Source organism: Thauera sp., from assembly GCF_035444905.1.
Classification (GTDB): domain Bacteria; phylum Pseudomonadota; class Gammaproteobacteria; order Burkholderiales; family Rhodocyclaceae; genus Thauera.
On the sequence record NZ_DAOMPS010000038.1, the window covers coordinates 22,626 to 43,370 of the forward strand.

The following is a 20,745-nucleotide window of genomic DNA, read 5'->3' on the forward strand; positions in this document are numbered from 1 at the left end:
GGCTCATCGCCAAAGTCCGCTGGCACGCCAGCGCGGGCGTGTCGCGGGGGAGTGGTGAGCGAGCGTGGCGGCCGGCCATGCGGGTATGGGCGCCGCCTCTGCGGCGAGCTCGCGCAGGCGCGCGATGCGCTCGTGGGTGGCGGGGTGGGTGCGCAGCCAGGACGGTTCGGGGTGGCCCCAGCCCGGCTGCAGCCAGGCGCGCCAGCCCCGGTTGACCTGCTCGATCTTTGCCAGCGCGGAAGCGAGGCCGGCCGGATCGCCGGTCAGTCGCACGGCGGCGAGATCGGCGTCGAATTCGCGTGTGCGCGACAGACCCAGTTGGGCGAGCACGGCAAGATGTGGTGACACGGCGAGCAGCAGCAAGCTCCACAGGTTGATGTGGACGGCTCCGCTGAGCACGAACGGCAACACGATGAGCAGGGCCAGCTGTCCGGTCGCGGCCAGCAGGTGGGTCAGACGGCTGATGTAGTCGGCCAGCCCCATCACCCTCAAATCGCCGTGCGCGATGTGGGCGACTTCGTGTGCGAGCACGCCGGCGAGTTCGCGCGGTGTCAGCGTGCGCAGCAGGCCGTCGGTCAGTGCGACCGCGGAGCGCCGGCGCGTTCCGGTGGCGAAGGCGTTGACCATGCGGCTGGGCACGTAATGGGGCACCGGCAGGGCGGGCAAGTTCGCCCGCGCTGCCAGCTCCCGCAATATTCGGTGAATGCCTGGCGCCTCATCGTAGTCAAGCGGGCGGGCGCCATAGAGACGCAAAGTCAATGCGGAGGCTGCAGCCGGCTCGAACACCAGCGCCACCATGGCCCCAACGAGCGCCAGCCAGAGCCCCTCCCGGCCGAGGAGCAAGGCGCCGGCAAACGCACAGATGCCCAGCAGCGTCAGTACCAGGAGGAGGGTTTGCAGCCGGTTGGCGAACCGATGCCGCTGCCAGCCGGTGGGGTCGATGGCGGACATTCAGCTCCGCTCCCGCGCGGCTGTTCCAGGCGCCAGTGGATTCAGTGGCGCGAAAGCCGGTTCGGCGTCGGGCCCTGGCACGGCGCGCGCTCCGAGCCTAGCCCTGGCGGGACTCGTAATAGGCGACCCGGTCGCGTAGGCGCCGGATCTCCTCAACCATGTCGGTCACCAGCGCGGCCAATGCGGGGTCGGCGTCGAACTGGCGCTCGATGGCGACCATCTGCCGGGCGCGCCACAGCGTCGCACTCGACAAGAAGCAGGCCGCTTCACGCCAGGTCGCGGTGAGGACCTCGTCCTGCACCCGCGCCAGCACCCAGTCGGTGCTGACCGAGCACAGACGCGCGAAGTCCTCGAGGCACAGCATGTCGCCCTCGATCAGCTCCAGGGCATGGCGGGCGTCATCGGGGTCGGGGTGCGTCATGGTGGCATGCCTCCAAATCATCTCGCGCCCCACTGGGGCGGCCGCGGCTCGAAACCCGGGTAGGCCCTGGCCAGTGCCTCCCAGGCGGCTTTCTGCTCCGGCGTCACGGCTCTGGGCACGCCGACCTCCGGTTCCAGGTAGAGATCGCCCGGTGTGCGGCCCGGGATTCCCTTGCCGCGCAGGCGCAACTTGCGCCCGCGCGCCGATCCCGCTGGCAGGGTCACGCTCAGGGGGCCGGCCGGGGTGGCGACCGTGATCTCCGTGCCGAGGGCCGCCTCCCAGGGGGTGACGAGGACCCGCATATGCACGTCACGCCCGGCAATGCGCAGGGTCTCGTCGCTGCGGATGTGCACCTTCAGGTAGAGGTCTCCTGGCTTGCCGCCCTGAATGCCGGGTAGCCCCTGCCCAGCAAGACGGATCAGTTGCCCCTGGGCGACGCCCGCAGGAATCCTGACATTCAGTGTGCGAACATCCGGCACGACCTGTCCGCCGGCATCGATCCTGACGCCTTGCAGCGTCAGCGTGCGCGCGGTGCCGCGGTAGGCTTCGGCAAGATCGATCGTGATCTCCGCGTGCTGGTCTTCGCCTGGCCATGCCTGACCCGCGCCCGTCGCCCGCGCTTGCGCGCCGGCACGTGCCCCGCGGCCGAACAGCTCCTCGAAGAACTCGCTGTAGTCCTCGTCGAATCCCGGGCGGTGTTCATGCCAGGAAAACGCTCCGTCTCCGGTGCTGTGCGTGTAGGCACGGTTCCACCCCGGCGGTGGCCGCACATCGTCGGCACTGCGGGCGCCTTGCGCCCAGGCCTGGTGGCCGACGGCGTCGTACACCTTGCGCTTCTCGGGGTCCGAGAGCACCTCGTTGGCTTCGTTGACCGCAGCCATGCGCTTGCCGGCGTCGGGTTCCTTGCTCACATCCGGGTGGTACTTGCGCGCCAGGCGACGGTAGGCCTTCCTGATCTCGTCCTGACTCGCCTCGCGAGAAACGCCCAGTGTCGCGTAGTAATCCGGAAACTGCATTGCGCTCACCCAGCAGAAAAAGGACTTACGCCGAAAGTTTAGCCAGAAGCGAGCTTACCCTGCAGCCTCGTCGCTCAAGTGGAGCCTCGGGTTCAGCGAGGCGATCCCTTCCGTCGTCGCTGATGGCGGGGGCCGCCGCCGGCAGGCAAGACACCGCAGCGCCCGGAGGCGCGGCTATGCGGTCGAACGCGAGGCTGTCATGATCCCCTCTGCAGCTCGATCCAGGGTGCCACTGGCCACGGTCCGTTCGCTGCCGTCCGCGATCACGCAATCGAAAGGGGAGCGCAGCATGCCCATCTTCTGGCGCCCGCAAATGAGCATCGGCCACGAAGAGATTGACGCCGATCACCGCTATCTCATCCTGCTGATCAATACGGTCGAGCTGGTGCTGCGCTTTCCCGAGAACCGGCCACATATCGAGATGGCGCTCGAGGAACTGCGGCGCTACGCGGCAGGGCACTTCGAGCGCGAGGAGCGTATCCAGATCGCCTGGGGCTACATCCACCTCGACCAGCACAAGCAGGAACATCGCCAGCTGCTGCGCGAGCTCGACGGGCTGGTCGAGCGCATCCAGGCCTTGCTCGACGATCCCGCGGTCGGCGCCGATGGGCTGCGCGACAAGAGCCAGGAGCTGATCCACTTCCTGCGCCATTGGCTGGTGGAGCATGTGATGAAGTCCGACATGCTGCTTGTGCCCCTGTTCAAAAAGTCGAGGGTGTTCTGATGCAGACGGCACGGGGCGGCGGCGCGGCGGGGGAGCCTGCCTCCAGTTGCTCGGGGGCATGTGCTTGCAGCCGCGTGCCCGCCGCACCGACGCCGGACCCTGTCGTGCCCCGGCGCGCCGATGAGTCTGCGCCATGGGGCGGGGCGATGGCGCGCAGTGTGTTCCATATTCCCGGCATGGATTGCCCGTCCGAAGAGCAGATGGTGCGCATGCGGCTTGCCGATCTGCCGGTGGCAGCGCTGGCTTTCGATCTGCCGGCGCGCCGGCTCGTCGTGGACCATGGCGGCACGGCGGCGGACATCCTCGCGCGTCTCGAGCCGCTCGGCTTCGGGGCGCAGCTGGCCGAGAGCCGCGCCCTGACGGTCGACGAGGCGCGCTGCGCACCGCCGGCCGACGACGCGGCCGAGGCCCGCGCGTTATGGGTCCTGCTCGCGATCAATGCCGCGATGTTCGTCGTCGAGCTTGGTGCCGGCATCTGGGCGCGCTCGGCGGGCCTCATCGCCGACGCCATGGACATGTTTGCCGACGCTGCGGTGTATGGCGTCGCACTGTATGCGGTGGGGCGTGCGGCTGCGCACAAGCTCGGTGCTGCGCGTCTTGCCGGCGTGCTGCAGCTCCTGCTGGCACTTGCCGCGCTTGCCGAAACCGTGCGCCGCATGATGACGGGGGCGCTGCCCGAAGCGGTGGGCATGATGGGCATCGCCTTGCTCGCGCTGGCTGCCAACGTGGCCTGCCTGCTGATCATTGCCCGCCATCGCCACGGCGGTGCGCACATGAGGGCGAGCTACATCTTCTCGGCCAACGATGTGATCGCCAACGTCGGCGTGATCGCCGCCGGCGCGCTCGTTGCCTGGACGGGTTCCGCGTGGCCCGACTGGATCATCGGCCTGGTGATCGGCGCGGTGGTGCTGGCCGGTGCGGTGCGCATCCTGCGCTTGCGTTGAGCGTCCGGCTCCGCCGGTCAAGCCTCGTAGGCGGTGAGCACCACGTTGGCAGCGCGCTCGCGCAGCGGAATCAGCGCCTGGTAGGCCGCCGAGGCGTACCAGCCCTGCAGCGCCGCGGCGTCGGCGAAGCGCAGCACGACGACGTCGGCGTGCGGGTTTTCTCCTGCCAGCGTCGCGAGCTGGCGCCCCCTGAACACCAGCTCGCCGCCCCAGGGGGCGAGGGTGTCCGGAACCTTGCTGCGGTATTCGGCCCACAGGCCTTCGTCCTTTACCGTGATGTGTCCGATTACGTAGGCGCTCATTTCTGTCTCCTTGAAGATGATGTTTGTGCGTCCATTGCTCGTGCGGGGGCCGCAGGACGGGACGTCTACCGGTTCCGATGACGTCGCCCCGCCTCAGGCGACCCCTCGTCGTTCCTCCAGTTCGTCGAACAGCCATTCCTGGAAGCTGCGGATCTTGGGCAGTTCGGCGCGGGATTTGAGCAGGTTCAATGTGTAGCCCTGCACCTTCGGGCCACTCAGGCCGAAAGGCGCGACGAGGCGGCCGGTTTCCAGTTCGCGCTGAACAAGCAACAGGCTCTCCAGGCAGACACCGAGGCCGTCGACAGCGGCGCTGATCGCCATGAACGAGCGGTCGAAGCGCAGGCCGCGTGAGATGTCGAGCCTGACCTTGCGATGCTGCCGCATCCAGTCGCGCCAGCTCACCAGGCAGACCTCGCTGTGGATGAGCGTGTGTTGGCCGAGGTCCTCGGGGCTGAGGATGGGGTGTGCACCCGTCGCCAGCGCGGGCGCGCACAGCGGCACGATTGTTTCCGGCGGAAAGCTCAACACCATCGTGCCGGCCGGTTGCAGGCGCCGCGTGCCATAGCGGATGTCGATATCGACGCCCTGGTTGAGCAGGTCGGCTGGCGGGGGGTACGAAGCGTTGAGTCGAACGTCGATATCCGGGTGTTGTGAGCTGAATCGCGCCAGTCGTGGCATCAGCCACTGGGTGGCGAAACTCGGCGTCGAATGCACCGTCAGGATGTCGCTCTTGGCCGTGCGCCCGAGCTCGCGCGTCGCCAGCTCGATCTTCGCGAATGCCGCCGACACCTCCTCGGCGTAGCGCCGTCCGGCGTCGGTGAGCACCACGGCCCGATGTACGCGATGGAAGAGCTGCACCCTGAATTGCTCCTCCAGCAGCTTGATCTGGTGGCTCACCGCGGAAGGCGTGACGAACAGTTCTTCTGCTGCAAGTGCGAAGGAGGACAGCCGCGCGGCGGCCTCGAAAGCCTGTACCGCCTTGAGGGAAATGCGATTGTGCATTGCGGTATTCACATGAGCTCAATTCACTTATAGGCCCATTAGTATTCGTTTGAGCCAAGAAAATCAAGGGAATAAGATTTCTCCCACTCGCCGGACGCACCGCAAGGGCATCGGCAGAAGCGGAGAGCTCCCCCTCTCCGACCGAGCGAAACGATTCCACCCGGCCCCGACAGGCGCCGGTTTCACTCAAAGGAGAACTGCGTGCAAACAAGTCTTTCCCCGGCCCACGCCCGGGTCGCCGAGAGCGCCTACCGCATCCGCCGCTTTGCGCTGCGGATGGGCGAGGTGCAGGGCCAGGGCTATGTCGGCCAGGCCCTCGGTTACGCCGACGTGCTGGCGACGGCCTACTGCCATGCGATGAACTTCCGCCCCGAGGATCCGGAGTGGGAAGGCCGCGACCGCTTCCTGCTGTCGCATGGCCATTACGCGATCGCCTTCTACGCGGCGCTGATCGAGGCCAGGATTATCCCCGAGGAGGAACTCGAGACCTACGGCAGCGACGACAGCCGCCTGCCGATGTCGGGCATGGCGACCTACACCCCGGGCATGGAGATGTCGGGCGGCTCGCTCGGCCAGGGCCTGCCGATCGCGGTGGGCATGGCGCTCGGCCTGCGCCTGAAGGGCAACCCGGCCTTTGTCTATAACTCGATGTCCGACGGCGAGCTCGACGAGGGTTCGACCTGGGAAGCGGCGATGGGCGCTGCCCACCACGGTCTGGGCAACCTGATCTGCCTGGTCGACATCAACAACCAGCAGGCCGACGGCCCCTCGAGCAAGGTGATGGGTTTCGAGCCGCTGGCCGACAAGTGGGCCTCCTTCGGCTGGCACGTGCAGCGGGTGGATGGCAACGACCTTGCCGCCGTGATCGCTGCGTTTGATGCCGCACGCAACCTGACCGACGCCAGGCCGCGCGTGATCCTGTGCGACACCCTGATGGGCAAGGGCGTGCCCTTCCTCGAGACGCGCGAGAAGAACCACTTCATCCGTGTCGATCCGCCCGAGTGGCAGCAAGCCATCGACATCCTCGACCAAGCCCAGGGAGCCGCCCGATGAGCACCGCCACCGCCAAGAAACCCCGCCTGACCACCTCGGCGATGATTGCCTCGATCGCCTCCGAAGGTCAGCGCGTCAAGGCTGCGCCCTTCGGCAAGGCCCTGGTCGAACTGGCCGCGCAGCGCCAGGATATCGTCGGCCTCACCGCCGACCTCGCCAAGTACACCGACCTCCACCTGTTCGCGCAGGCCAACCCCGAGCGTTTCTTCCAGATGGGCATGGCCGAGCAGCTGCTGATGGCCGCAGCCGGCGGCATGGCGAAGGAAGGCTTCGTGCCCTTCGCCACCACCTACGCGGTGTTCGGCACCCGGCGCGCCTTCGACTTCGTGCATCAGGTGATCGCCGAGGAGAACCTCAACGTCAAGATGTGCTGCGCGCTGCCCGGCCTCACCACCGGCTACGGCCCCAGCCACCAGGCGACCGAGGACATCGCGCTGATGCGCGGCATCCCGGGCATGACCATCATCGACCCCTGCGACGCGCTCGACACCGAGCAGGCGGTGCCACAGATCGCCGCCCACAACGGCCCGGTGTACATGCGCCTGCTGCGCGGCAACGTGCCGCTGGTGCTGGATGAATACGACTACAGCTTCGAACTGGGCAAGGCCAAGATGCTGCGCGATGGTCGCGACGTGCTGGTGATCTCGTCCGGCATCCTGACCATGCGTGCGCTCGAAGTCGCCAAGGCGCTGGAAGCGGACAAGGTCGACGTCGGCGTGCTGCACGTGCCGACAATCAAGCCGCTCGACAGCGCGACCATCCTGCGCGAGGCCGGCCGCTCCGGCCGCCTGGTGGTGGTGGCGGAGAACCACTCCACGGTCGGCGGGCTGGGCGAAGCGGTGGCCACGGCGCTGCTGACCGCCGGCGTGACCCCGCCCTTCCGCCAGATCGCGCTGCCCGACGCCTTCCTCGACGCCGGTGCACTGCCGACGCTGCATGACCGCTATGGGATTTCCACCGAAGCGATGTCGGCAACGATCAAGAACTGGCTCAGCTGAGCCGGGCCGGCAGCGACGCTGCGCCTGGATCTCGAACACACGAAACGCTCCCCGGTGGGGGGCACTGAAAGGAACTTCCGCATGAACAACGCTCTTCTCCTTGACGGCAAGGTGGCCGTGATCTCCGGCGCGGCATCGGCGCGCGGCATCGGCCTGGCCACGGCCCGCCTGTTTGCCAGTCATGGCGCCAGGGTGGTGATCCTCGACCTCGACGAGGCCGCCGCGGTCGAGGCCGCCGCCTCCATCGGTCCCGAGCACCGTGGCTACGGCTGCAACGTGGTCGACAAGGACGCCTGCGTGAAGGCCGCAGAGCGCGCCATCGCCGAGCTCGGTCATATCGACGTGCTGGTCAACAACGCAGGGATCACGCAGCCGGTCAAGACGCTCGAGATCGATGCCGCAAGCTGGGACCGCATCCTCGACGTCAATCTGCGCGGCGTGCTCTACCTGTCGCAGGCGGTCATCCCGCACATGAAGAAGCAGGGCGGCGGCTCCATCGCCTGCATGTCCTCAGTGTCGGCCCAGCGCGGCGGCGGTATCCTCGGCGGCCCGCACTATTCGGCGGCAAAGGCCGGCGTGCTCGGCCTGGCCAAGGCGATGGCGCGCGAGTTCGGTCCGGACAACATCCGCGTCAACTGCGTCACCCCCGGCCTGATCCAGACCGACATCAGCTCCGGCAAGCTCAGCGACGAGCAGAAGGCCTCGATCGCGGCCAGCATCCCGCTCAATCGCCTGGGCAACGCGGAAGAGGTGGCTGGCGCCTACCTCTTCCTGGCTTCGGATCTGTCGTCCTACATCACGGGCGCGGTCATCGATGTCAACGGCGGCATGCTCATCCACGGTTGATCGAACCGTCTTGTTTGTACTGGTTCGCGGGCGCAGCGGCTGATCGCGCCCGCACAACGGACTCGCATCCTGCGCGCTTGCGGATGCCGGCCACACCATCAGGAACTGGAAGGAGAAACTCATGAAAAAGACACTGATCGCGATTGCCGCCACCCTGGCAATGACTGCATCGACCGCCTGGGCACAGCAGGTGCTGCGCCTGTCGCACAACGCTGCACCGGGCAACCCCAAGGCCGTTGCCTCGGAGAAGTTCGCCGAACTCGTCGCGCAGAAGACCAACGGCCGGGTGAAGGTCGATGTGGGCGGCAGCGCCCAGTTCGGCGACGACGTCGAGTCGCTCACCAACATGCGCCTCGGGACGCTCGCCTTCAGCGCCAACTCCCAGGGCAGCACGGCGGGGGTCGTTCCCGAGTTCAACCTGATCGGGCTGCCCTTCCTGTTCCGCGACCTGAACCACGCCTACCAGGTGATCGACGGCCCAGTCGGCGCCAAGCTCGACGAAGCGGCCAATGCCAAGGGCCTGGTCGTACTCGCACTGTGGGACAACGGCATCCGCCACACCAGCAACAACAAGCGTCCGATCACGACGCCTGAGGACCTCGCCGGCATCAAGGTGCGTACGCCGCCTGACACGATGACGATCGACATCTTCAAGTCGCTCGGCGCCAACCCGGGGCCGCTGGCCTTCTCCGAGCTCTACATCGCGCTGCAGCAGGGCGTGTTCGACGGTCAGGAGAACCCGCTGATGAATATCTACTCATCCAAGCTGCACGAGGTGCAGAAGTACATCTCGCTCACCGGCCACAAGTACGAGACCACGCCCCTGCTCGCCAGCAAGATGATCTGGGTCGGCCTGTCCAAGGCGGACCAGCAGGCGGTCAAGGAGGCAGCGGTCGAGGCCGGCAGGCTCAACCGCGAGATGTCGCTCGCAGCCGATGCCGAGCTGCGTGAGAAGCTGACCGCCGCCGGCGTGCAGCTCAACGAGGTCGATCAGGCGGCCTTCGCGGCGAGGACCAAGCCAGTTTATGACAAGTGGGCTGCTCAGTATCCTGAGCTGGTCAAGCTGATCGTCTCGGAAGCGGGCAAGTGATGATGACCGCCCACACGCCCAACGAGGCATCGCCCAACACCGGCGCCCTGTCCTCGGTGGTGATGTGGGTGGACAGGGGTGTCGTGATCGCCGGTACGGCGGTCGCGATCACCGCCCTGGTCATCATGTTCATTTCCCTGATGGCCGAGGTTGTAGTCCGCTACTTCACCAACCAAGGCATGGGCTGGCCGACCGAGATGCCCAACATCCTGTTTCCATGGCTGGTCATGGGCGGCATCGTGCTCGCCGCCCAGCGCGGTCAGCACATCGCGGTGACCGCCATCCAAGGCATGGTCGGGCGCGGTGGCAACCGGGTGCTGCTGATCGGCCATCAGGTGCTCATCGCGGCCACCTTTTTCTATCTCGCCTGGGTCGGCCTCGACGTGCTCGAGATCACCGGGACCGAGGTGTATCCGGTCACCGGCATCACGGCGAAATGGGCCTACCTGGCCATGATCGCCGGCTTCGTCGGGCTGGGCATCACTGCCCTGACCACCCTGGTGCGGCTGCTGCTCGCGAGCGACCCGCTCACGGTGCGTGCCCACCACATCGAGGAGGACGTATGACGCTGATGATGCTACTCGTGTTCGGCGCCTTGCTGATGCTGGCACTGCCGGTCGGTTACGCGCTGGTGATCAGTTCGGGCCTGGCTGCGGTGACGGTCGGTGGCATGCCGAGCGTTGCCGCGGTGGTCAAGATCTTCCAGCCCACGCAGAGCTTCCCGCTGCTGGCGATTCCCTTCTTCATGCTGTCAGGCAGCTTGATGATGGGCGGCACGCTGGGCAAACGCCTGATCAATTTCGCCACCATGCTCGTCGGCCGCTTCCACGGCGGCCTAGGCCAGGTCACGGTGGTGGGGTCGACGGTGTTCGGCGGCGTCTCCGGCTCGGCCGTGGCGGAAGCCTCGGCGCTCGGTTCGATGCTGATCCCGTGGCAGAAGCGCGAAGGCTACCCGGGTGCGTTCGCCGCCGCGGCCACGGCCTCGTCGTCGGTGATTGCCGGCCTGATTCCGCCCTCGATCCCGCTGATCCTTTACGCAGCCGTGTCCAACCAGTCGATCGCCGCGCTCTTTCTCGCCGGTCTCGTGCCCGGACTGATGCTGTGCGCAGGCTTCATGCTGAGCTGCTACTTCTCGGGCCGGCTGCGCGGCTTCAAGCGGCTGACCGACGAGGTCACCCTGAAGGGCGTGCTGCGCGCCACCGTATCGGCCGCCCCCGCGCTGGCCATGCCGGCCTTCATCGTCATCCTGCTGCGCGCCGGCATCGCCACGCCGACCGAGGTCAGTGTGCTGGCGGTGTTCTACGGCCTCATCGTGAGCATGCTGGTGTATCGGGATCTGACCCTGGGTCGTCTCTACGATGCGCTGGTCCATACCGCGGTCACGACCGGGGTGGTGATGCTGGTGATCGCGGCGTCCAACCTCGTCGGCTTCGTGCTGACGGTGGAGTCGGTGCCCACTGCGGTGGCCGAATGGACGGTGGAGACGCTGAAGTCGCCGTGGATGGTGATCCTGATGCTCAACCTGATCATGGTCACGGTGGGCATGTTCCTCGACCTGCCCGCGGCGATCCTGCTGCTCGGTCCGACCTTCGTCGCCATTGGCAATGCGATCGGCCTCGATCTGGTCCAGCTCGGCATCATGATGGCGGTGAATCTGAGCATCGGCCTCTTCACGCCGCCGGTCGGCACCACGCTGTTCATCGCGGCGGCCATCTCGCGCGAGAAAGTGGGCGCGGTCGTGCGCGAGCTGTGGCCCTTCTACCTGGTGGCGATCACGGTGCTCGGCCTGATCTCCTTCGTCCCTGCCTTCACCTTCTACTGACCGAATGCGGCCCCCGCAGGCGCGGGGGCCGCCTCTTCCACAAGGACGATTCATGAACACGATTGCATTCGCCGGACTCGGCTCGATGGGCCTGCCGATGGCGAAGAACCTGCTCGCCGCCGGCCACCGCGTGCGCGGCATCGATCTCAACCCCGCCGCCCTGGCTACGCTGGCGGCGGCTGGCGCAGAGCCGGCAGCCGATGTGGTGGCCGCGGCGCGAGGCGCCGAAGTCCTGATCCTGATGGTGGTCAACGCCGCCCAGGCCGAGCAGGTGCTGTTCGACCACGGCGCGCTGCAGGCGCTGGAAGAGGGCGGCATCGTCTGCCTGATGGCGACCTGCCCGCCGGCTGCGGTCGAGCGTATCGCCGCGCGCGTCACCGCGGCAGGCCGCCGCTTCGTCGATGCGCCGGTGTCAGGCGGTACCGCTGGTGCCAGCGCGGGTTCGCTGACGATCATGGCAGCCTGCGAGCGTGCGACCTTCGACGCCCTGCAGCCGGTGTTCGGCGCCATGGGCCAGCGCATCTTCCACGTCGGCGAGCGCGCAGGGCAGGGGGCCACGGTCAAGACCGTGAATCAGCTGCTGTGCGGCGTGCATATCGCGGTGGTCGCCGAAGCCTTCGCGCTGGCGGCCAAGGTGGGTGTCGATCTCGAGGTGCTGCTCGAGATCATGGGGGGCTCGGCAGCGTCGAGCTGGATGCTCAAGGATCGCGGCCCGCGCATGCTGCAGGCCGCGCCCGAAGTCAGCAGCGCGGTCGACATCTTCGTCAAGGACCTGGGCATCGTGCTTGAGGCGGGGCGGGATGCGCAGGCAGCCCTGCCGATCGCTGCGCTTGCGCACCAGTTCTTCCTCGCCACCTCGGGACGTGGCGATGGCCGCGCGGACGACAGTCAGGTCATCCGCAGCTACTACGCCTTGAACGGGGCGGCGGCGCACGCCTGATCCCGCCTGCTCGGTGGGCGCGGGGCGCTTGCGCGTCGGCCACCGCAGGCGAAAACAACAAAGGACCCCAAATGCTCGTCCAGATCGTGAGCATCGTCTTTCCGGTGTTCACGGTGATTGCGATCGGCTTTCTGTATGGCCGCAAGCACCGCCCCGACATGATCGCCACCAACCAGGTCAACATGGGCATCTTCGTGCCTGCGCTGATCTTTTCCGCCTTGGCGGGCAAATCTGTCGATCTGGCCGATGTGCAGATGATTGCGCTCGGCGGTCTCGTGATCGTGCTGGGGTCCGGGCTCCTGGGCTGGCCGATCGCGCGCTGGCTGGGCTATGCGCCGAAGACGCTGCTGCCGCCGATGATGTTCAAGAACGCGGGCAACATGGGGCTGCCGCTGCTGCTGTTTGCGTTCGGCGAGAAGGTGCTGCCGGCGGCGGTGGTCCTGTTCCTCGTCGAGAACGTCCTGCACTTCGCCATCGCCACCTGGTGGTTGGGCCGCAACGCGAAAGTGTGGCGGCTGGTGCGCGAGCCGGTGATCGTCGCCGGTATCGCCGGCGTACTGGTGAGTCTGTCCGATCTGGCGCTGTGGCCGCCCTTCCTGTCGGCGATCAAGATTATCGCAGACGTCTCCACCGGTCTGATGCTGTTCTCGCTCGGGGTCCGCCTGAACACGGCGCCGTTCGCGGAGTGGCGTATCGGGACCGTCGGCGCGATCGTGACCCCGCTCACGGGGATGTTGCTCGCCTACCTCTTTTGCCTTGCATTCGGGCTGTCGGACATGGAGACCGACATCCTTATGGTGTTTGGTGCGCTGCCGCCGGCCGTCCTGAACTTCATGTTTGCGGAGCGCTATGCGCAGGAGCCGGAGAAAGTGGCGTCGATCGTGATTCTCGGGAATCTGGTGGCGCTTCTTTCCATCTCGCTGGCGCTTGCCTTGCGGCTAGCCCCGTGACGGCAGCGGCCTTGGGTCGATGCGTTCAGTCCCCGCCGCCCTCCTCGAGCATGCGCTTCAGGTAATCCGGCACGCCCGACAGCACCAGGGTGTCGGTGGCGCGGTCGTAGTGCACCGCGCCGGAATGCAGGCCGCTGCGCTCGAACTCCAGCTTCCAGTTCTCCGCGCTGGCACTGAAGCGCACCAGCGGGCGGATGGCACGCCGGTTGGGCACGAAGCCGGGCGCGATCTTGGTCTCCTCGGCGCGCAGCAGGGCGTCGAGCCGTGCCGGCTGCTCGGGGAAGACCTCGCGCGCGAGCTCCTCGAACACCACCGGGGCGCCGGCTTCGCCGAGCGTGTCGAGGTAGTCGTGGGCGCGCTCGAGCACGGCGTCGCGGGTGGCGGGGGCGAGGCCTTCGGTGTCGACGAAGCGGTCGAGCGTGGCCACCAGCTTCTTCGTCTCCTGCAGCGCCACCATCACGTCGCTGCAGCCGAGGACGCGCTTGAACCAGGCGCCGCCCTTGCCGCGTCCGCGCAGAAAGCCGAGGTAGCGCTCGTCGCCGCGCCGCCAGCCGGTGAGGTCGATGCGGCCGGCAGCGTGCAGCGCGGCGAAATCCACATGGCTGCAATCGCGCAGCTCGAGCGCGCCGCTGATGCTCACGCCTGCGGCCTCGCCGAGCACGGCCGCCCACAGGCAATCGGCACCGCCTTCGCCGCTGCCTTCGCGAATGCGCGCCATGACCAGGTGGCCGCCGTCCTCGAGCTCCTCCTCGTCGGCAATCGCGCGCACGCGCTCGGCGAACTGGTGGGACAGGGCGACGAAGTCGAGCGTGTCGTCAATCACATGCGCGCGCAGCCAGCGCGCCAGCGGAAAGGCCTCCTCGCCCTCCTCGAAGCGGCCGAAGCCCTTCGCCGAGCGGCTCTCGTACTGGGCGCAGAGGCGCTCGACCAGGCGCAGCGCCGCGCCATCGAGTGCGCACGGGGCGTCGCGCAGGACCAGGCGCGCGGGGGCGCCGGCGTCCTTGGTCAGCGTATGGACGATGAGGTGGGTGAGGTGGTGTTCGGCGGTGTGCATGGAGCAGGCTCGCAGGAGGGCGGGGGCGAATTCTCGCATGGGTGGGGCGCGCGTCCTTGCGGGGCGGTATCGATCGACTCGGGCTTTCGCTAATCTGTGAGCGGTCAATCCTGGCCTTGATGAACGAAAGGGGAACTGCCATGCACGCCGCCGACACCATGCATTCCATCGTCCGTCTGGCCACGCTGGCACCATCCAGCCACAGCACCCAGCCGTGGCGGTTTCAGCTCACGACTTCGACGATCGACCTGCTGGCGGACTGCCCGCAGTTGCTGAAGCGCTGGGGCTACCCGACGGATGTCTTGCCAGCGGCCCCGCGGCGGCCCCTGGATGCGGTGCTCGAGGCCATTTCGGGCTGAGGGCCCGGCAAGGGGAGTCCCGCCATGACCTGGCTGTCGTTCGGCGTGTTCGGGGTCGCCGTCTTTATCGTTGGTCTCTGGGGCCTGGGGCGGTGGCGCTGGTCGGCGAAGGCACAGGTGCTTCTGGAGCGGCTGGAGGCGACGCGCGCACGCGCTGCTGTCAAGCGCTTCGACCCCGGCGAACTCGATGGCCTGCCCGAGCCTGTCGCACGTCACCTGCGCGCGGCAATCCCCCCCGGCACACCCATCATCCGCGCCGTGGATGTGACGCATCAAGGCAGCTTCAACACGAGCGAGACAGGTGAGCGCTGGAGGCCCTTCACGTCCCGCCAGCATGTCGTCACCCGCCGCCCGGGCTTCGTATGGGACGCCCGGGTGTCGATGGCCCCCGGGCTTGCGGTGCACGTGCATGACGCCTACGTTGGCGGCGAGGGGATCCTCGAACCGGCGCTCCTGGGGCTCTTCAGCCTCGCCAGGCTGCGCGACCGTGGCGAGATGGCGCGTGGCGAGCTGATGCGCTTCGTGGCCGAGGCTGCGTGGTATCCGACCGCGCTCCTGCCCAGCCAGGGCCTGCAATGGGAGCGCATCGATGCGAACAGCGCCCGCGCCACGCTGGTCGACGGCGCGATCCGGGTCTGCCTGAGCTTTCACTTTGGAGCGGACGGACTCCTCGACCGTGTTCGCGCCGAAAGTCGGGGCCGCATGGTCGGTGACCAGTGCATTCCCACGCCTTGGGAAGGGCGCATGTCGAACTACCAGCGGCGCGATGGCCTGCTGATCCCGCTCGATGGTGAGGTGGCGTGGCTGACGCCCGCCGGGCGGTTACCCTACTGGCGCGGCACGATCACGGAACTCAGCTACGAGCGCTAGGCGGGTACCTTGCCGGGCGATCGCCGCCGCTGTCCTTTGCGTCACACCGACCCGGCTGCGGGGCGTGCGCCGGTGCGGTCGGCGTATTAACATGGCTGCCTTTCGCCGCCGAATCTGCCTGGACGCTGTCCCCATGTTGCTCGATACCTGGATTTCCTTCTTCGTCGCCTGCTGGATCATCAGCCTGAGCCCCGGCGCGGGCGCGGTCGCGTCCATGTCCTCCGGCCTCAACCATGGTTTCCGCCGCGGCTACTGGAACGCGCTCGGGCTGCAACTGGCGCTGGTGCTGCAGATCGGCATCGTCGCCACCGGGCTGGGGGCGGTGCTCGCCACGTCCGAAGTCGCCTTCTCGGTGATCAAGTGGTTCGGCGTCGCCTACCTGATCTACCTCGGCTGGAAGCAGTGGGTGGCGCCGCCCGCGGCGATGGCGCTCGAGTCGGGCGACACCGCGCAGGCGCGGCCGTGGCCGCTGGTGATGAAGGGCTTCGTCGTCAATGCCAGCAACCCGAAGGCGATCGTGTTCATCCTCGCGGTGTTGCCGCAGTTTCTCGACCCGGCGCGCCCGCTGCTGGCGCAGTACCTGATCCTCGCGGCCACCATGATTGCCGTAGACCTGGTGGTCATGGCGGGCTACACCGGCCTCGCCGCCCGCGTGCTGCGCCTGCTGCGCGAGCCGCATCAGCAACGCCTGCTCAACCGCAGCTTCGGCGGCCTGTTCGTGGGGGCAGCGCTGCTGCTGGCGACCGTAAGGCGTGCGGCTCACGCCACGCCGGGGGCGTAATGCCCAGAAGCGGCTTCGGGATGCTTTAGCGGACGTTCTGTCGCGGGCGATCGGCTTGCGCACGCAATGTGGTCGCGACGTCCTGATGGCACGTGTTAGCCCCTTGTTGCACCGACAGAAAAGCAAAGGGGCTTGCATCGCTGCAAGCCCCTGAATTTGTTGGTGGTGATGGGCAGAATCGCCCGAATCACCACCAGAGTTCCGTAACGTCTTGATTCGTCAGCGCCCACACTCCGGCGCGGACTGCTTTTGGTGTCCCAGTCGGGACACCAGTTCGGGGCAGTATAACCGGCGGCGCGGTGTCGTGTGGTGATGTATAAGGTTTGGCGAAAAGTTCGGCCCGTTGCAGCAAGGTATCCCCACGTCCCGGCGGCTTTCTTCTAGGACTTCGCTTCCGTCGCTTGGGTAGAAGTAGGAGGGTGATATGTTTCTAAGTTATGCGAATGAGCTGGTTAGCCCGTGACGCAAGAGCGTTCTTCGTCACGGGCTAAAGCGGATGTTTTGTCACGGGCTGAAAGCCTTGCTGATACTGGGTTCTAGTCCGTGACGTAATACACAGGGAACTACGTTCCCTGAGCGCCACCCACACGAGGGGTTTTGTAGTTAAGCGCCTCTTTGATGGCTGCAAGCTGGTTGCCGATGACGTTGCGCGGTAGGGGCTCGCCGCCGGGCATCATGGCGAACAGTTCCGCCGTTCGTGTTGGCGACCAGTCCGCCAGCTCGGCGGCTTGCCAGATGGCAGCGCGCCGCCGGATGGTCGCATCCTTCTCGGCATCGCTACGCCTGTCGCGCGAGCTGCGAACAGCGCCAGCAATTTTTTCGGCTACGCGGTCGCGCTGACCTGCAATCTTCCGACGTCGTGCCGCTATGGGTGCCGGAATGATCCAAGCAAGCTCGGCGGCTTGCTCTAACGTCAAAGCAAGCGCTTTGATGAGTTGCGCGGGCGGGCGGCGCCCTTCCCATAGCAGATGCCGCATAGCCTTGAGCGCCTTATCGTCGTCGGGGTGAAACACTCCACGATGTTGCAGCCATGCGACTTTGTGCGCTGGATGACGCTGGCGAAGCCAAATCAGGTCACGCAGCGCTACATGCTCGATCAGATAGGGGCAGTGGTCGAAGTCGTCACGAAGCACCCGGAAGACGGGAGCGATGCCGCGCCGGTCTAGCTCTTCTGCCAGTCGATTCGCGGCGGCGTCCGATTGAACAGCAAAGTCCCTGTGTGCAAGCTCCCTTCGATAACGGGATAGAAGGTTATCAAGTGGGGCGGCTGCTAGAGCCGCTGCGAGTCGCTGCGTCCGCTCTGTAGGGGCGTTGATGGGTTGCATTGGGGGTGTCGGCGTGGGTAGGTCAGTTGTGACTGACTCAAGACATCCGGGAAAACGCTGTCGCTTTCCCGGATGTCCTGTTTACAGGGTGCTCAGCCTCCCGATTCCGGTGATCGCTGACAGGATCAGCACGAACTCGGAGCCTTGATCGTTGATGCCGAAATGAATGGTCTTGTCGCCGCCGTCAATGCTTGGCTCAAGGTAGCAAGCTTGCTCAAGGATGTCGTGCGCCTGCTCGAATGTCACGGTTTGCATAGTGGTTCCTTAGTTGCGTTGGGGCGGTAGGCCCGCCGCCCCAGTCGGGTTATTAGTGTGCCGTCGCTCGCATGCGGCTATGAGCTTCGATCCGCCTCAGCATGGTCCCTTGCTGGTCGAACTTGTTCAGGCGCCAATGTTGGCGCCTATCGACGCTCAAGGTATTCGCCTTGATGGCGGTCGGTCCGGCGCTTGGCTCGGTCTTCAGCACTTCAGCAATGAAGGCTTCCACGTCTTCAAGCGCATACATGGGGCGAAAGGTGCCGCCGTTCTTGATGCGCAAGCATGGCGTCAGCGTCAGACCTCGAAGGCTGGCGCGTCCGCGAATGCAGTCCGCCAGAAAATCGGACCATGCCCGGATGGGACCAAGCTTCAGTCGCAGCAGGTAGGCGGCTTCCTGCGCGGGAATGGTTGTGGTGTCAGTTCTCATCGCTTAGCCCCTTTGGCCGCTAATGCGTTGGGCAGCCTGTCCGGTTTCGATCAGGTCGCGCCCAAACTCGATGGCTTCCGCCGGGGTCATGACAAAAACGGTCAGCGGCTCGTTGATGATCGCTTGGACGGTGATGGATTCGCCCTCATTGATGAGGTTGGCGCTACCGCCTTTCCATTGGCGTCCTTTCGTGCTGCCGCCCTTCTGCCCGATCCCGAACGCTTGGAGAGCCTGAGCGGCGCGGCCTGAAAGCTTCAGCGTGCCGATTTGGCGCGCCTTCTCAAACTCGATGAATTTTGAAAGCTCGCCCTCTCGGTAGAAGGAAGAGCGCCCGATTCGCTCCACGGGCAAGCGGTAAAAGGCTTGCCGTGCGGTGTTGGCATTGTTGCGAAGGAAGAGCGCCCATTGTTCCGCGTTCTTGTCGGGGAGTTGCTGCGCCAGCCGTTCTGCGGCGGCTTGGCGGCTCAAAAGTTCTGGTGTGCTCATGTTGCATCCTGTTTTTAGAGTAGTGGGGCGACTCTAACAGGAATCAAAAACGAATGCAATATAAGATTAGCTATTGACGCAAGTTCTGGTGGGCGGCAGAATGTGACCACAGATTAAACGTTCGTCTTGTCGTGTGGTCATCAGGGGTAGGGTTGTGGCAAACGGAAAATTCATCGCTTACTACCGAGTCAGCACTCAGAAGCAGGGGGCATCCGGGCTGGGGCTTGAGGCGCAGCAAACGGCTGTTGCTCGCTACCTGAACGGCGGCGCGTGGGAGTTGATCGGCGAGTTTCGGGAGGTCGAAACGGGCAAAGGTGCGGATGCTCTAGCGAAGCGTCCTCAACTCCGCGCCGCCCTTGATGCGTGCAAGAAAAACGGCGCAACGCTACTTATCGCGAAGCTGGATCGCTTGGCGCGGAACGTGCATTTCGTGTCCGGCTTGCTCGAAACGGGTGTTGAGTTCGTTGCCGCCGACATGCCGCAGGCGAACAAGGTCATGATTCAGATGCACGCCGTTATGTCGGAGTGGGAGCGCGACCAGATCAGCGCCCGCACGAAGGCGGCTCTTACGGCTGCAAAGGCTCGCGGTGTGGTGCTTGGTCGTGCTGGTGCGGAGAACCTGCGCCCGAACATCGAAGAGCGTCAGCGCGCCGCCGATGCTTTTGCCGGGAAGCTGCGCCCGCTGTTTGAGGGAATGAAAGCGCGGGGGCTGTCACAACGGGCGATGGTTGAAGAGTTGAACTCGTTTGGCTTGCCCGCCCCGAAGGGCGGGGCGTGGCGGCTCAGTCAGGTGCAGCGGGTGATTGCCCGGCATGGGTAGAGATAGCGGAGGGGAAGTATCTCTGAATCGAAGTCCCTGTTTGGTCCTCGATCATGATGCGATAGTAATAAGTCGCTCCGGGCTCAAGGCGCGTTTCGATGTTTTTCTCCTGCACGCTCCCAAGCGTGACTGACTGCAAAACGCCAAAGATATAGATCCCAGGGTCGAGGGTTACCGCTAAGCGCTCCCCGGTGCTGAACGTTGCTGTTCTCTCTCCATTGATTGAAAAGTGGACGTTGAGCCCAGAGCCGTAAAGTCCCGTGTCTCGAACGACGACTGCCCTTGCGGGGTTTTTTGAGGTAACAGTGGGGGTAGAGTGATGCCGTTCTTTCGGAACGTCTCGTGCCTGTAAGGGTGAAATGGCCTCAGTGGCGCAGCCGGATACAAGAACGGAGGTGGCGAGTGCCGCCAAGGTGCGGTGGAACACAAGATGCTGCATGTGGCTACCTCGTTGATTACTTGAGCGCTGTCTCGAAAGCGGTGAACTCCACTTCGAACCTTACTTGTTCAATGTCAGCCTTCAAGGTCTTGAAGTCGAACATCGTAAGCACGTCGCCGCCGTGGTAGGTCTTGTCTTGGGTGTCGTCGTATTCGTGGCCGGCAAGCCTCGTTCGGCGGTCCTTTGGCACTCCGGCCTTGCGTAAAGCGCTGATAAAGGTGCTGCGGAATGAGTGGATGCTTTTGTTACCCTTCCCGCTGAGTGCGCCGACTCCGCATTTTCGCCTGTAGGCTGTAAATTGCTCAGTAGCTTTTGCGCCGAAGTTGCCGGGGCGTGCCGGGTCTTCCGGTAGTTCCGGGAAGAGGCGTCCTGCTTTGATTGTTCTGACGTAGTCGAGGAAGCCTAGCTCGATTAGCTTGCTGTGAATGGGAATGATGCGCTCCGAAGCCTTGTTCTTCAGGCGCTTACCCTCCTCTCTGGCAAGGATGCTGATTGTTTCAACGCCGTCATGCGTTCCGATGTCAGTAACGGATAGTTGGCAAAGCTCGTTCAGTCGCGCTCCGGTGTGCAGTGCGAGAATCGGCAGCCAGTATTCAGAAGGAGTCTTGAAGGTTCCGTTCTTGTAGCTCTCCGACTCGAATAGCGCTTTGAGGTCGCAGGCATCGAACGCTGCGTAAGAATTTTGTTCGATCTTGCCGGGATAGCGGAAAAGCTCTGCGAAGTCGTCATTAATCAGTCGCTTCTTCTTCGCCCACCGAAGAACAGCGCCAGCGCGGGTAAGGCGCTTATCGCGGTTGCGGGGTGATCCGCCCTTAGGGAACCCCTGATCAATTGACCTTTTGGGCGCGCTCACCCAAGCCAGCCGAT

At 65.5% G+C, this 20,745-nt stretch carries 26 protein-coding genes; 14 read left to right on the plus strand and 12 right to left on the minus strand.

The features are described from left to right. Nucleotides 1–3: 3 nt before the first annotated feature. The 3 genes from PLC66_RS15785 to PLC66_RS15795 all read right to left on the minus strand — a co-directional run bounded on the left by PLC66_RS15785 (nucleotide 4) and on the right by PLC66_RS15795 (nucleotide 2,388). Nucleotides 4–951 (minus strand): zinc metalloprotease HtpX, encoded by a 948-nt coding sequence (locus PLC66_RS15785; protein WP_324542098.1) that lies wholly within the window; start codon nucleotides 949–951, stop codon nucleotides 4–6. Between the two features lie 97 nt (nucleotides 952–1,048). Continuing rightward, nucleotides 1,049–1,372 carry a MerR family transcriptional regulator gene (locus tag PLC66_RS15790; RefSeq protein WP_324542100.1) on the minus strand — a complete coding sequence of 108 codons (324 nt, stop codon included), beginning with the start codon at nucleotides 1,370–1,372 and terminating at the stop codon, nucleotides 1,049–1,051. A 17-nt stretch (nucleotides 1,373–1,389) separates the two neighbouring features. After that, nucleotides 1,390–2,388, minus strand: a complete 999-nt coding sequence (locus PLC66_RS15795) for a DnaJ C-terminal domain-containing protein (protein WP_324542103.1) — start codon at nucleotides 2,386–2,388, stop codon at nucleotides 1,390–1,392. Between the two features lie 289 nt (nucleotides 2,389–2,677). Between PLC66_RS15795 and PLC66_RS15800 the strand changes: the two genes are divergently transcribed. Together PLC66_RS15800 and PLC66_RS15805 are read left to right on the plus strand one after the other, a co-directional pair. Next, nucleotides 2,678–3,112 (plus strand): bacteriohemerythrin, encoded by a 435-nt coding sequence (locus tag PLC66_RS15800; protein ID WP_324542105.1) that lies wholly within the window; start codon nucleotides 2,678–2,680, stop codon nucleotides 3,110–3,112. 158 nt (nucleotides 3,113–3,270) lie between these two features. Further along, nucleotides 3,271–4,056 carry a cation efflux transmembrane domain-containing protein gene (locus PLC66_RS15805; protein WP_324542107.1) on the plus strand — a complete coding sequence of 262 codons (786 nt, stop codon included), beginning with the start codon at nucleotides 3,271–3,273 and terminating at the stop codon, nucleotides 4,054–4,056. A gap of 17 nt (nucleotides 4,057–4,073) precedes the next feature. On the opposite strand, the gene PLC66_RS15810 is transcribed toward PLC66_RS15805, so the two are convergent. Both PLC66_RS15810 and gcvA read right to left on the minus strand, forming a co-directional pair. Further along, entirely contained in the window at nucleotides 4,074–4,358 is a 285-nt protein-coding gene (locus PLC66_RS15810; RefSeq protein ID WP_324542109.1) for a DUF1330 domain-containing protein, read from the minus strand. Between the two features lie 93 nt (nucleotides 4,359–4,451). Beyond that, a complete protein-coding gene (gene gcvA / locus PLC66_RS15815; protein ID WP_324542111.1) occupies nucleotides 4,452–5,360 on the minus strand; it encodes a transcriptional regulator GcvA in 909 nt (302 codons plus the stop codon). 201 nt (nucleotides 5,361–5,561) lie between these two features. On the opposite strand from gcvA, the gene PLC66_RS15820 reads away from it, so the two are divergent. The 8 genes from PLC66_RS15820 to PLC66_RS15855 all read left to right on the plus strand — a co-directional run bounded on the left by PLC66_RS15820 (nucleotide 5,562) and on the right by PLC66_RS15855 (nucleotide 13,059). Further along, the gene (locus PLC66_RS15820; RefSeq protein ID WP_324542113.1) at nucleotides 5,562–6,413 is read left to right on the plus strand and encodes a transketolase; all 852 of its coding nucleotides are present in this window, start codon (nucleotides 5,562–5,564) and stop codon (nucleotides 6,411–6,413) included. After that, the gene (locus PLC66_RS15825; RefSeq protein WP_324542115.1) at nucleotides 6,410–7,411 is read left to right on the plus strand and encodes a transketolase family protein; all 1,002 of its coding nucleotides are present in this window, start codon (nucleotides 6,410–6,412) and stop codon (nucleotides 7,409–7,411) included. Before PLC66_RS15820 ends, PLC66_RS15825 begins: the two co-directional genes overlap by 4 nt. Nucleotides 7,412–7,492: 81 nt before the next feature. Next, nucleotides 7,493–8,257, plus strand: coding sequence for an SDR family NAD(P)-dependent oxidoreductase (locus PLC66_RS15830; RefSeq protein WP_324542117.1), 765 nt, complete (start codon nucleotides 7,493–7,495; stop codon nucleotides 8,255–8,257). A gap of 121 nt (nucleotides 8,258–8,378) precedes the next feature. Then, complete coding sequence (locus PLC66_RS15835; protein ID WP_324542119.1) at nucleotides 8,379–9,347, plus strand: TRAP transporter substrate-binding protein; 969 nt, start codon at nucleotides 8,379–8,381, stop codon at nucleotides 9,345–9,347. Then, the gene (locus PLC66_RS15840; RefSeq protein ID WP_324542149.1) at nucleotides 9,347–9,913 is read left to right on the plus strand and encodes a TRAP transporter small permease; all 567 of its coding nucleotides are present in this window, start codon (nucleotides 9,347–9,349) and stop codon (nucleotides 9,911–9,913) included. The genes PLC66_RS15835 and PLC66_RS15840 overlap by 1 nt, the downstream gene beginning before the upstream one ends. Further along, nucleotides 9,910–11,169, plus strand: a complete 1,260-nt coding sequence (locus PLC66_RS15845; RefSeq protein ID WP_324542121.1) for a TRAP transporter large permease — start codon at nucleotides 9,910–9,912, stop codon at nucleotides 11,167–11,169. The genes PLC66_RS15840 and PLC66_RS15845 overlap by 4 nt, the downstream gene beginning before the upstream one ends. 52 nt (nucleotides 11,170–11,221) lie before the next feature. Further along, nucleotides 11,222–12,109, plus strand: coding sequence for an NAD(P)-dependent oxidoreductase (locus tag PLC66_RS15850; RefSeq protein WP_324542123.1), 888 nt, complete (start codon nucleotides 11,222–11,224; stop codon nucleotides 12,107–12,109). A 71-nt stretch (nucleotides 12,110–12,180) separates the two neighbouring features. Further along, on the plus strand, nucleotides 12,181–13,059 hold the full coding sequence (locus tag PLC66_RS15855; RefSeq protein WP_324542125.1) for an AEC family transporter: 879 nt from the start codon (nucleotides 12,181–12,183) through the stop codon (nucleotides 13,057–13,059). Nucleotides 13,060–13,084: 25 nt separating this feature from the next. Here the strand turns inward: PLC66_RS15855 and PLC66_RS15860 are convergent, their stop codons facing one another. After that, complete coding sequence (locus tag PLC66_RS15860) at nucleotides 13,085–14,113, minus strand: nucleoid-associated protein (RefSeq protein WP_324542127.1); 1,029 nt, start codon at nucleotides 14,111–14,113, stop codon at nucleotides 13,085–13,087. A gap of 140 nt (nucleotides 14,114–14,253) precedes the next feature. Here PLC66_RS15860 and PLC66_RS15865 point away from each other — a divergent pair, with 140 nt between their 5' ends. The 3 genes from PLC66_RS15865 to PLC66_RS15875 all read left to right on the plus strand — a co-directional run bounded on the left by PLC66_RS15865 (nucleotide 14,254) and on the right by PLC66_RS15875 (nucleotide 16,123). Continuing rightward, nucleotides 14,254–14,472 carry a hypothetical protein gene (locus PLC66_RS15865; protein ID WP_324542129.1) on the plus strand — a complete coding sequence of 73 codons (219 nt, stop codon included), beginning with the start codon at nucleotides 14,254–14,256 and terminating at the stop codon, nucleotides 14,470–14,472. 24 nt (nucleotides 14,473–14,496) lie between these two features. Then, nucleotides 14,497–15,342 (plus strand): DUF6920 family protein, encoded by an 846-nt coding sequence (locus PLC66_RS15870; protein ID WP_324542131.1) that lies wholly within the window; start codon nucleotides 14,497–14,499, stop codon nucleotides 15,340–15,342. Between the two features lie 133 nt (nucleotides 15,343–15,475). After that, entirely contained in the window at nucleotides 15,476–16,123 is a 648-nt protein-coding gene (locus PLC66_RS15875; RefSeq protein ID WP_324542133.1) for a LysE family transporter, read from the plus strand. Between the two features lie 563 nt (nucleotides 16,124–16,686). Here PLC66_RS15875 and PLC66_RS15880 read toward each other — a convergent pair. The 4 genes from PLC66_RS15880 to PLC66_RS15895 form a co-directional block, all read right to left on the minus strand. Further along, nucleotides 16,687–17,448 carry a hypothetical protein gene (locus PLC66_RS15880; RefSeq protein WP_324542135.1) on the minus strand — a complete coding sequence of 254 codons (762 nt, stop codon included), beginning with the start codon at nucleotides 17,446–17,448 and terminating at the stop codon, nucleotides 16,687–16,689. A gap of 81 nt (nucleotides 17,449–17,529) precedes the next feature. Next, nucleotides 17,530–17,703, minus strand: coding sequence for a hypothetical protein (locus PLC66_RS15885; RefSeq protein ID WP_324542137.1), 174 nt, complete (start codon nucleotides 17,701–17,703; stop codon nucleotides 17,530–17,532). Nucleotides 17,704–17,755: 52 nt separating this feature from the next. Continuing rightward, entirely contained in the window at nucleotides 17,756–18,133 is a 378-nt protein-coding gene (locus tag PLC66_RS15890; RefSeq protein ID WP_324542139.1) for a hypothetical protein, read from the minus strand. Between the two features lie 3 nt (nucleotides 18,134–18,136). Continuing rightward, entirely contained in the window at nucleotides 18,137–18,619 is a 483-nt protein-coding gene (locus PLC66_RS15895; protein WP_324542141.1) for a hypothetical protein, read from the minus strand. A gap of 154 nt (nucleotides 18,620–18,773) precedes the next feature. Here PLC66_RS15895 and PLC66_RS15900 point away from each other — a divergent pair, with 154 nt between their 5' ends. Further along, nucleotides 18,774–19,439, plus strand: a complete 666-nt coding sequence (locus PLC66_RS15900) for a recombinase family protein (RefSeq protein ID WP_324542143.1) — start codon at nucleotides 18,774–18,776, stop codon at nucleotides 19,437–19,439. Here PLC66_RS15900 and PLC66_RS15905 read toward each other — a convergent pair. Beyond that, nucleotides 19,402–19,878, minus strand: a complete 477-nt coding sequence (locus tag PLC66_RS15905; RefSeq protein ID WP_324542145.1) for a hypothetical protein — start codon at nucleotides 19,876–19,878, stop codon at nucleotides 19,402–19,404. The genes PLC66_RS15900 and PLC66_RS15905 overlap by 38 nt on opposite strands. A 16-nt stretch (nucleotides 19,879–19,894) precedes the next feature. Then, nucleotides 19,895–20,745, minus strand: an 851-nt coding sequence (locus PLC66_RS15910) for a site-specific integrase (protein WP_324542147.1), incomplete at its 5' end; no start/stop codon positions are given.